At 62.1% G+C, this 9,483-nt stretch carries 10 protein-coding genes; 7 read left to right on the forward strand and 3 right to left on the reverse strand.

Going from position 1 to position 9,483, the window contains the following annotated elements; all coding sequences use genetic code 11:
• Positions 1 to 139 precede the first annotated feature (139 nt).
• The 7 genes from C9413_RS21415 to C9413_RS21445 all read left to right on the forward strand — a co-directional run bounded on the left by C9413_RS21415 (position 140) and on the right by C9413_RS21445 (position 6,869).
• On the forward strand, positions 140 to 781 hold the full coding sequence (locus C9413_RS21415; protein ID WP_040114822.1) for a TetR/AcrR family transcriptional regulator: 642 nt from the start codon (positions 140 to 142) through the stop codon (positions 779 to 781).
• A 368-nt stretch (positions 782 to 1,149) separates the two neighbouring features.
• Complete coding sequence (locus C9413_RS21420) at positions 1,150 to 2,460, forward strand: extracellular solute-binding protein (RefSeq protein ID WP_170250875.1); 1,311 nt, start codon at positions 1,150 to 1,152, stop codon at positions 2,458 to 2,460.
• A 157-nt stretch (positions 2,461 to 2,617) separates the two neighbouring features.
• Positions 2,618 to 3,523 (forward strand): sugar ABC transporter permease, encoded by a 906-nt coding sequence (locus C9413_RS21425; protein ID WP_040114820.1) that lies wholly within the window; start codon positions 2,618 to 2,620, stop codon positions 3,521 to 3,523.
• A 1-nt stretch (position 3,524) separates the two neighbouring features.
• A complete protein-coding gene (locus C9413_RS21430; RefSeq protein WP_040114819.1) occupies positions 3,525 to 4,484 on the forward strand; it encodes a carbohydrate ABC transporter permease in 960 nt (319 codons plus the stop codon).
• Positions 4,481 to 4,684 (forward strand): hypothetical protein, encoded by a 204-nt coding sequence (locus C9413_RS21435; RefSeq protein WP_040114818.1) that lies wholly within the window; start codon positions 4,481 to 4,483, stop codon positions 4,682 to 4,684. Before C9413_RS21430 ends, C9413_RS21435 begins: the two co-directional genes overlap by 4 nt.
• On the forward strand, positions 4,681 to 5,790 hold the full coding sequence (locus C9413_RS21440; RefSeq protein WP_040114817.1) for an ABC transporter ATP-binding protein: 1,110 nt from the start codon (positions 4,681 to 4,683) through the stop codon (positions 5,788 to 5,790). Before C9413_RS21435 ends, C9413_RS21440 begins: the two co-directional genes overlap by 4 nt.
• Positions 5,790 to 6,869 (forward strand): ABC transporter ATP-binding protein, encoded by a 1,080-nt coding sequence (locus C9413_RS21445; protein WP_040114816.1) that lies wholly within the window; start codon positions 5,790 to 5,792, stop codon positions 6,867 to 6,869. Before C9413_RS21440 ends, C9413_RS21445 begins: the two co-directional genes overlap by 1 nt.
• 82 nt (positions 6,870 to 6,951) lie before the next feature.
• Here the strand turns inward: C9413_RS21445 and C9413_RS21450 are convergent, their stop codons facing one another.
• From C9413_RS21450 to C9413_RS21460, 3 genes are all read right to left on the reverse strand, one after another.
• On the reverse strand, positions 6,952 to 7,926 hold the full coding sequence (locus tag C9413_RS21450; RefSeq protein WP_040114815.1) for an NAD(P)-dependent oxidoreductase: 975 nt from the start codon (positions 7,924 to 7,926) through the stop codon (positions 6,952 to 6,954).
• Positions 7,927 to 7,946: 20 nt separating this feature from the next.
• On the reverse strand, positions 7,947 to 8,639 hold the full coding sequence (locus C9413_RS21455) for a FadR/GntR family transcriptional regulator (RefSeq protein ID WP_133941906.1): 693 nt from the start codon (positions 8,637 to 8,639) through the stop codon (positions 7,947 to 7,949).
• A gap of 5 nt (positions 8,640 to 8,644) precedes the next feature.
• Positions 8,645 to 9,483 (reverse strand): mandelate racemase/muconate lactonizing enzyme family protein (locus C9413_RS21460; protein ID WP_170250876.1); only part of this gene is annotated, 839 nt, incomplete at its 5' end.

Below are 9,483 nucleotides of genomic sequence, written 5' to 3' on the forward strand. Positions count from 1 at the left end.
ACCCAGCTCGCCTTTTATTCCGGTTGGCCGAACACCCCCCCCCCCCCCCGCCGGCCGCCCCCCCCCCCCCGCCCTATCCCCCTTTTACAGCCACTCCATCGGCTCTTGCAAATTTTTGAGACGCGAGTATCATAAAGACATGCATGTCTCACGTCAACAGAACGAAACCGCCAAAACCGTCGAGCGAGGCCCGCGTGCCCGCACGCGGAAACTAATGCTCGAAACGGCAACGCGGCTTATGCAATCGGGCATTACTCCGTCGGTAAGCGAAGTCGCCGAGGCTGCCGAAGTGTCGCGCGCAACGGCCTACCGTTACTTTCCAAGCCAGGCTGCGCTGGTGTATGCGGTGGTTGACGAGGCTTTGGGGCCCATACTCGACTGGTCGTCCGACAGTCTTGACGCGCGCACCCGCGTTGCCGACCTGCTGGCGACCGCGATGCCGCGCATTGACGAGTTCGAGGCCACCTTCAAGGCGGCGTTGAAGCTTTCGCTGGACCAGTGGGCGCAGCGCCAGGCCGGCACGCTCGGTAACGAGCCGCTGTTCACGCGCGGCCACCGCGTCGATCTCCTGAAGAGCGCAACCAGGCCGCTGCAAGGCACCGTGCCGCCCGAGGCCCGGGAGCGCCTTGCACAGGCGCTCTCCCTCGTATTCGGCGTCGAGGTGCTGATCGTGTTAAAGGATATCTGGGGGCTTACCTTCGAAAGCGCACAGTCTGTTGCCGCATGGGCGGCCAAGGCGCTCGTTGAAGCTGCGCTACGGGAGGCGGGAGGCGAGGCATGACATTGATCAACCTCCGACGTAAAATGAAAACTGGTTCGACCAGTTCAGTTAGTATCCTTTTATATCGTTGTCCGGATCGGCCACGATCAATCAGAATGCCCGATAAGACCACATCAAGAAATGAGAGATTATCGGTGCGATCTAGAGACTTTGAAGGCGATCCGGAGGCGGAAGCTCCGCCGAAAGTTGCTCTTGACGCTAGTTCTATTTGGTACTACCAGATGAAAAACCAGCATTGAGACTGGAGATCTGAAACGGGCAAGGGTCGGGGAGGCCCGCCAGAGCGACAAACACCCATGAGGATCGAAAAAGTCGGATCGGAAGACCTGCAACGAAGCGGGAAGCGTGCATAAATGGGAGGATACGTTATGCGCAAAACTATGACCGGTCTGTTGGCCGGTATCGGCTTGATGTGGGCCTGCGGAACATCCGCGCAAGCCCAAGAACTGACGATCTTCTGGGCCGAGGGGGACCCGGCAAACTACCTTCAGGAGCTTGTGAACGAATACGAGAAGGAGACCGGCGTGAAGGTCACTGTCGAGACCACGCCGTGGGCCGACTTCCAGACCAAGGCCTTCACCGAGTTTAACGCCAAGGGCTCAGCCTACGACATGGTCGTCGGCGACAGCCAGTGGATCGGCGCTGCGTCCGAAGCCGGGCACTATGTCGATCTCACCGACTTCTTCAATAAGCACAAGCTCAACGAAGTCATGGCGCCGGCAACGGTGAAATACTACGCCGAGTATCCCTCGAACTCGAAAAAATACTGGTCGATCCCGGCCGAAGGCGACGCCGTCGGTTGGTCCTACCGGAAGGACTGGTTCGAAGATCCTAAGGAGATGGAAGCATTCAAGGCGAAGTACGGCTACGACCTCGCTCCGCCTAAGGACTGGAAGCAGCTTCGCGACATCGCGGAATTCTTTCACCGTCCGGACGAGAAGCGCTACGGCATCGCGATCTACACCGACAACTCCTATGACGGCCTTGTCATGGGCGTCGAGAACGCGATCTTCTCCTTCGGCGGCGCGCTTGGCGCTTATGCCACCTATAAGGTCGACGGCATCATCAATTCGGAGAAGAACGTAAAGGCGCTGGAGCTCTACCGCGAGCTTTACGGCTTCACGCCTCCCGGCTGGGCGAAGAGTTTCTTCGTTGAGAACAACCAGGCAATCACCGAGAACCTGGCGGCGATGAGCATGAACTACTTCGCCTTCTTCCCGGCGCTGGTGAACGAGGCCTCTAACCCGAACGCCAAAGTGACCGGTTTCTTCGCCAACCCGGCCGGCCCGGACGGCCACCAGTACGCTGCGCTCGGCGGCCAAGGCATCTCGATCGTCTCCTATTCCGAAAACAAGGAAGAGGCGATGAAATTCCTGGAATGGTTCGTCAAGGACGAGACCCAGAAGCGCTGGGCCGAGCTCGGCGGCTACACGGCAAGCGCCAAGGTGCTTGAATCGCCGGAATTCCAGAATGCGACGCCCTATAATAAGGCCTTCTACGAGACCATGTTCAAGGTGAAGGACTTTTGGGCGACGCCTGAATATGCCGAACTGCTGATCCAGATGAACCAGCGCATTTATCCCTTCGTCACCGCCGGCCAAGGCACGGCGAAGGAAGCGCTCGACTCTCTGGCAGCGGACTGGAAAGCTACCTTCGATAAATACGGACGCAACAAGTAGCGAGCGCGCCCGCGGAGGGGCCTTTGCCCCTCCCCTTTTCATTCTGCATCTCCGCGCCGAAGGGCGCGGTTCGAGCGGGCGCGGCACCCGACATTAACTTCGCGCACCGTGATGCTCGTTCCGGCATCCGGCGCCGAACTCTCGGAGGAGGAGAGTATTGGCCACCGCAGTCATTACATCGCTGGACACGAAATCACGTGCCGCATCCCACGGCATGAGCGACATCCGGATCCGCAATCTCTTCATCATTCCGACGATCCTGTTCCTGATCGTCTTCAACATCTTTCCGCTGATCTATTCGCTAGGCTATTCCTTTACCGACTTCCGTGCCTCGTCGAACGCGCCGGCCAATTTCGTCGGCCTGCAGAACTACCGCGAGCTGCTCAACGATACCTTCATCTGGTCGAACTTCGCCATCACCGCGAAGTATGTGATCGTCTCTGTGACGGGGCAGGTGATCGTCGGCTTCGGCACCGCGATGCTGCTCAACCGCGACATTCCGTTCAAGGGCCTGCTGACCACGCTGCTGCTCCTGCCGATGATGCTGTCGATGGCGGTGGTCGGCCTGTTCTGGAAGCTGCTCTACGACCCGTCCTTTGGTATCATCAACCACGCGCTCGGCTTCGGCCGTTTCGAATGGCTGTCGAACCCCGACATGGCGCTCTACGCCGTGGCGATCACCGACATCTGGATGTGGTCGCCCTTCGTGATGCTGCTTTCGCTCGCCGGCCTTTCTGCCGTGCCGAAGCATCTCTACGAGGCGGCGGCGATTGACCGGGCGGGACCGTTCTACACGTTCTTCCGAATCACGCTGCCCCTCGTCGCCCCCATCCTGATGATCGCAATCATCTTCCGCACGATGGAGGCCTTCAAGACCTTCGACCTCGCCTACATCCTCACAAGCCAGCCGACGACCGAGGTGATCTCTATCCGGCTCTACAAGATGGCCTTCCAGGAATGGCAGACGGGGCGGTCCTGCGCGCTCGCCTACATCGTGCTCATCATGGTGCTCGCCATCACCAACATCTACGTCAAGTACCTCAACAAGGTGAAGGAGCGCTAAGATGGCTGCCGTCCAAACCCGCTCCGAACGCGCGTTGAACCGGGTGGCGATCGCCGCCGTATTGGTCATCACGCTGATCTTCCTGGCGCCGATCTACTGGATCACCTCGACGGCCTTCAAGCCGCGCAACCTCGCCACCACCATTCCGCCGACCGTGCTCTTCGAGCCGGAAATCTCGCCCTTCGTCAAGCTCTTCACCAAGCGCTCGCAACTGCGCGGTGCGCCGACTCCTGAAGAATATGCCGCCGCCCCCTGGTGGGAGCGCATGGTGTTCGACGGGGGTGAGAAGATCGTGCGCTCCGGCCGCGGCGAAATCCAGCCGTCCGGCTATCCGAACCGCTTCATGAACTCGCTGATCGTCGCCATCACGTCCACGGTGCTGGCCGTCGGCATGGGCACCTTCACGGCCTACGGCTTCTCGCGCTTCAAGGTGAAGGGAGAAGCGGACCTTCTCTTCTTTATCCTGTCGACTCGCATGCTGCCGCCCGTCGTGGTCGCCATCCCTATGTTCCTTATGTACCGGGCCGTCGGCCTCAACGACACGCACTGGGGCCTCATCATACTCTACACTGCCTTCAACCTCTCCTTCTCCGTCTGGCTCATGAAGGGCTTCATCGACGAGATCCCGAAGGAATATGAGGAGGCGGCACTCGTCGACGGCTACACCCGCATCCAGGCCTTCTTCAAGATCGTGATCCCGGAAGCCGCGACAGGCATCGCCGCCACCGCCGTCTTCTGCTTCATCACAGCCTGGAACGAATATGCATTCGCGCTCATCATGACGAACCGGCGCGCGCAGACCGCGCCGCCCTTCATCCCGAGCCAGGTCGGCTCGGGCCTGCCGGACTGGACGGTGATTGCGGCCGGCACATTCCTGTTCCTGCTGCCGGTCGCCATCTTCACCTTCCTGCTCAGGAACCATCTCCTGCGCGGCATGAGCTTCGGAGCGATCCGCAAATGACCTTCCGCGCCCTGAACCAGAAATATCTCGAACCCGGTTCGCAGTACCTGATGATCTTCGGCATCATCGCGCTCTGCCAACCCTGGAACCTGTTTCTCCACCGCTACGGCATGACGATGACGCTCGTCGGACTGATCGCCTTCATGGTGACGACCAAAATCCCGCGGGACGACCAACGAGACGAAGGCAGCCATTCATGACGCAGATCGAACTTCGCGGCATCCAGAAATATTTTGGTGCCGTCCAGGTCATCAAGAACTTCAATCTCGCCATCGCCGACAACGAATTCATCGTGCTGCTCGGACAATCCGGCTGCGGCAAGACGACGACCTTGCGCGCCATTGCGGGCCTGGAGACCGTCGACGAAGGCGACATCCTGATCGACGGTCAGCCGGTACAGCACATGAAGGCGTCGGATCGGGACATCGCCATGGTGTTTCAGTCCTTCTCACTCTATCCGCACATGACGGTGTACGAAAACATCGCCTTTCCGCTGCGCGCGACGCGCATGAGCAAGGGCGACATCGACACGGCGGTGCGCGAGATCGCGCGCGTGCTGCGCATCACGGAGTTTCTCGGCCGTAAGCCCTCGGCGCTTTCGGGCGGCGACATGCAACGCGTGGCGATCGGCCGGGCGCTCGTGCGCCGGCCAAAGGCCATGCTAATGGACGAGCCGATCGGCGCGCTTGACGCAAAACTGCGCGAGGAGATGCGCGCCGAAATCAAGCGCCTGCATATCAAGCAGGGTTCCACCACCATCTACGTGACCCACGATCAGGTCGAGGCCATGTCGCTCGCCGACCGTATCGTCATCATGCACGAGGGCATTCTCCAGCAGGTCGGAAGCCCGTCCGAGGTCTATGCCTTTCCGGCGAACATGTTCGTCGCGCAATTCGTCGGCAGTCCCGTCATGAACATGGCGCCGGCGACCGTCAGCGAAACGGCCGGCCATGCCATCGTGCAGGTCAGCGGTGGGGCAAAGGGATTCGAGTTCCCCGCCGCCCTTGCCAACCGCCTCTCGGACGCGAAGGCCGAGAACGGCAAGCTGACGCTCGGCGTCCGGCCAGAGGGGGTACTCATCTCGCGCGAGGCCCGCGAGGGCTTCATGCAAGTCGAGGCGCATATCATCGAACCGCTCGGCTCGCACGACATCGTCGACCTGAAGGTCGGCGACCAGATGATCAGGGCCCGCACCAAGAGCGGGTTCGTGCCCGGTCCGGGCGAAGCCGTCTGGGCGCGGATCGACCCGGACCAGGCGCATTTCTTCAACACGGCGACCGGCTCGTCGCTCGGGATCAGACTCTGATGGCGCATATCGAACTCAAGGGTATCACCAAGACCTTCGGCAACCACGCGGCGCTGAAAAACCTGAATATCGAGATCGCCGACGGCGAGTTCTTCGTGCTGCTCGGCCAGACCGGCGCCGGCAAGACGACGACGCTGCGCCTGATCGCCGCTCTGGAAAAGCCGACGGCAGGGCAGATCCTCATCGACGGGCAGGACGTCGCCGACTGGGGTGCGGCCGAGCGCGACGTGGCCCTGGTGCTCCAGCAGTATTCGCTCTATCCGCGCTATACGGTGCGGGAGAACCTGGAATTTCCACTGAAATCTCGCATCCGCCGGGTCGAACCTGCGGAGATCAAGGAACGCGTCGCCCGGGTTGCAAAAACCCTGCGCATCGAGCACCTACTCGACCGCAAGACGGACCGGCTGTCGGGCGGCGAGATGCAGCGCGTCTCGATCGGCCGAGCCATCGTGCGCAAGCCGCGCGTCTTCCTGATGGACGAACCGCTTTCGGCGCTCGACGCCAAACTGCGCGAGGCGCTGCGCACCGAGCTGAAAAACCTGCAGATGAACCTGGGCGCGACCTTCCTGTTCGTCACACACGACCAGATCGAGGCCATGTCGATGGGCGACAAGATCGGCGTGTTGAACAACGGCCATCTCGTGCAGACGGGCACGCCACAGGAAATCTACAACAACCCGGTCAACACCTTCGTCGCCCGCGCGGTCGGCTCGCCGCCGATGAACCTGATCGGCGGCATGCTTGAAGGCGGCGAGGCCGTGGCCACCGAGGGCTACCGGCTGCCGCTCGGCAACGGGTACGGGATTGCGACGGACGGTCGCCCGCTCACCTTCGGCATCCGCCCCGAGGACCTCTTCATCGACAGCGGTGCGCCGGGGCAAGCACGGGTGCACGACGTGGAGAACCATGGCGTCGAAAAGATCGTGACGCTGCGAACCGGCAACGGGGAGCTGTTGCAGGCAACCGTGCCGGCCCGCACCGAGCTGGAGATCGACGAGTCCGTGCGCTTCTCTTGGAATCCTGAAAAGGTCGTGCTTTTCGACGGCAACAGCGGTATGAGCCTGCGGTACACGAGCTGACCTGGTCGATCCGAAAGACGCCTGCGTCCCGCGTGGCACCGCGGGGGTCGCTAGCGTTTCGGATTGTCGAGGGGGCTTAGAGCTATGCCGGAAAGCGCCGGCGATAGTGTTCGACCACCTCGGGATTGCGCAGATTGACTGGCAGTTCGCCGTTCATGATGCGCATGGCTTCGCTGGCAGCGCCCATTCCCATACGCATCATACTCTCTTCCGTTAGACCAGCGAGATGCGGGGTGACGACGACATTGTCGAAGCCGAAATAGGGATGGTCGAGCGGGAGTGGCTGCGTTGCGAAGACGTCGAGCGCGGCTCCGCCGATGCGGCCATCGTGCAGCGCCTGGATCAGCGCCGCGTCATCGATCACCGGGCCGCGCGAGACGTTGACCAGAATGGCATCGGGCTTCATGCGGCCGATGCGCTCGGCATTGAGCAGGCCGGTCGTCTCGGGCGTCAGGGGGCAGCAGAGCACGACGACGTCGGCCGTCGCGACGAGGTCGTCGACCGGCAGGTAGCGCGCACCATGTGGCACGCTTTCAGGCGACCGGCTCGTGGCGACCACCTCCAGGCCAAAACCGAACTTCGCGATCCGGAAGATCGCCTTGCCGACATTGCCCATGCCGACGATGCCTATGGTGCGGCCGCCGAGGTCCACAGCCCCGTCCGACTGGCTGCGCCCCGCCGCCCAGCCCTTCTGCCGCAGATCCCGGTCCATCAGGCGGAAGCGCCGAAGCAGGGCCATCGTCACGAGGAAGACGTGCTCGGCGACCGTCGGCGCATTGACGGCCGGCACATTGGCGACGAGCACGCCCGCAAGGGTCGCCGCATCCATCGGCACCATATCGAGCCCGGCGCCGTGGCGGATCGCAGCGCGAAGCGCCGGCGCATCCCGAAAGAAGGCTGGCGGGATCGGCGCGCGCACGACGATGATCCCCGCGCCCTGCCCTTCTCGAAGCAACGTTTCGGGATCGGCGGCGGACGCGACGCGCAGATCGCTCGCAGCCTTGAGCATGGCCTCGGCCGCTGGATGCAGGGGATGCGTGGAAAAGATGAAGCTCATCGGCCTCCCAGCCAGTTACTCTATCCGGCGAGCGTCTCTGGTCCGCCGATGAGACCCTTCCAGTAGCTTTCCGCACCCTGAAGATGCGCGTTCATCAGCGCCTGGGCAAGATTGCCGTCGCGAGCAACAAGCGCCTCGTAGATGCGGATATGTTCCTCATGCGAGCGCCGGCTGCGGGCGATGTCGCCGAAATAGATCGGCAGGCGCTGCTCGCCCATCACATAGTAGACACTGCACACGCGATAGAAGACGCTATTCTTGGTCGCGCGGACGATCTCCAGATGGAAATCCCGGTCCTCGCGCGCCAGCCCCTCGCCAGCGGCAAGCTTAGCCTCGGACGCGGCGAGGATATCGCGCAGGCGCTGGTAATTCTCTTCCGTCGCCCGCAGGCAGGCGAGTTCCGCTGCCTTGATCTCATGGATCTTGCGAAGCTCCACGGTCTCGTAGATCAGGATCGGATCGAGCGGCACGCCGGCGCGGGCAAAGAGTGCCATGGCCTCGACGCTCGCCTCCGTGGTCGTCAGGTAGATGCCGGACTTGGCACGGCGCTCGACGATGCGCATAGCCTCCAGGATCGCCAGCGCCTCGCGAATCTGGCCGCGGCTGACGCCGAAATGCTCCGCAAGCTCCCGCTCTGAGGGCGTGCGGCCGATTTCGCTCGAATTTGCGAAAAGATATCCTGCGAGATCGGACAGTAGGGAGTTTTCTTTCATCGTCACTATCTTTGCGCGTGAGCTTCCAGGACCCGCTGATTGATCGTGAAGCCCAGGCCGGGTTTATCAGGAATCTCTATCATGCCGTCCTTCACCGACACAGTGTCCTCGACGAGATCATGGATCATCGGATTCGCGCCGAGCGAATACTCGATGACGAAGCTTGCCGGGGAAGCCGCGCACAGGTGCAGGCCCGAGAAAAAACAAGGCGCACCGGCCCACAGATGCGGTGCGAAACGCAGGTTGAAGGCGCTGGCGAGTGAACTGATGCGCATCGCCTCCGTGATGCCGCCGCAGAAGGCCGGATCGGGCTGAAATATATCGGCGGCCCGCAGCACCGCAAGATCGCGGAAGGCAAAACGGGTCGCCTCGCTCTCGCCCGCGGCGATCGGCACATTGCCCGCCGCGCGCACCTCCGCCATCCCCGGCTTGTCGTCGGCTATCACCGGTTCCTCGAACCAGGCGAGATCGCAATCCGCCACCATCTGGGTGAATCGCTTCGCCTCGGCGACCGTATAGGTGCCGTGCGCATCGACCATCAGGTCAATGTCGCGGCCGATCGCCTTGCGAGCCGCCCTCACCCGCGACGCCGAGACATGCGGCGCACGGTCCATAGCGCCGATGCGCATTTTGACCGACTTGAAGCCGCCGGCCGCGATATAGGAGAGGAGCTGTTCGCCGATCCGGTCTGCGCTCTCCCAACCACCCGAAGCATAGGCAGGCAACCTGTCCGCCTTGCGGCCACCCAGCAGCTTCCAGACGGGGACTCCGAGAGACTTGCCGAGAACGTCCCACAGCGCGATGTCGGTCGCGCTGATCGCAGCGAAGGACAGAACTGTCAGCG

The organism is Rhizobium sp. SEMIA 4085, from assembly GCF_013004495.1.
GTDB classification, from domain to species: domain Bacteria; phylum Pseudomonadota; class Alphaproteobacteria; order Rhizobiales; family Rhizobiaceae; genus Rhizobium; species Rhizobium gallicum.

What these genes read in the sequence shown, in the direction of transcription:
- C9413_RS21415 (WP_040114822.1), top strand. Translation starts at nt 140, where the DNA reads ATGCATGTCTCACGTCAACAGAACGAAACCGCCAAAACCGTCGAGCGA.
- C9413_RS21420 (WP_170250875.1), top strand. Translation starts at nt 1,150, where the DNA reads ATGCGCAAAACTATGACCGGTCTGTTGGCCGGTATCGGCTTGATGTGG.
- C9413_RS21430 (WP_040114819.1), top strand. Translation starts at nt 3,525, where the DNA reads ATGGCTGCCGTCCAAACCCGCTCCGAACGCGCGTTGAACCGGGTGGCG.
- C9413_RS21435 (WP_040114818.1), top strand. Translation starts at nt 4,481, where the DNA reads ATGACCTTCCGCGCCCTGAACCAGAAATATCTCGAACCCGGTTCGCAG.
- C9413_RS21440 (WP_040114817.1), top strand. Translation starts at nt 4,681, where the DNA reads ATGACGCAGATCGAACTTCGCGGCATCCAGAAATATTTTGGTGCCGTC.
- C9413_RS21445 (WP_040114816.1), top strand. Translation starts at nt 5,790, where the DNA reads ATGGCGCATATCGAACTCAAGGGTATCACCAAGACCTTCGGCAACCAC.
- C9413_RS21450 (WP_040114815.1), bottom strand. Translation starts at nt 7,926, where the DNA reads ATGAGCTTCATCTTTTCCACGCATCCCCTGCATCCAGCGGCCGAGGCC.
- C9413_RS21455 (WP_133941906.1), bottom strand. Translation starts at nt 8,639, where the DNA reads ATGAAAGAAAACTCCCTACTGTCCGATCTCGCAGGATATCTTTTCGCA.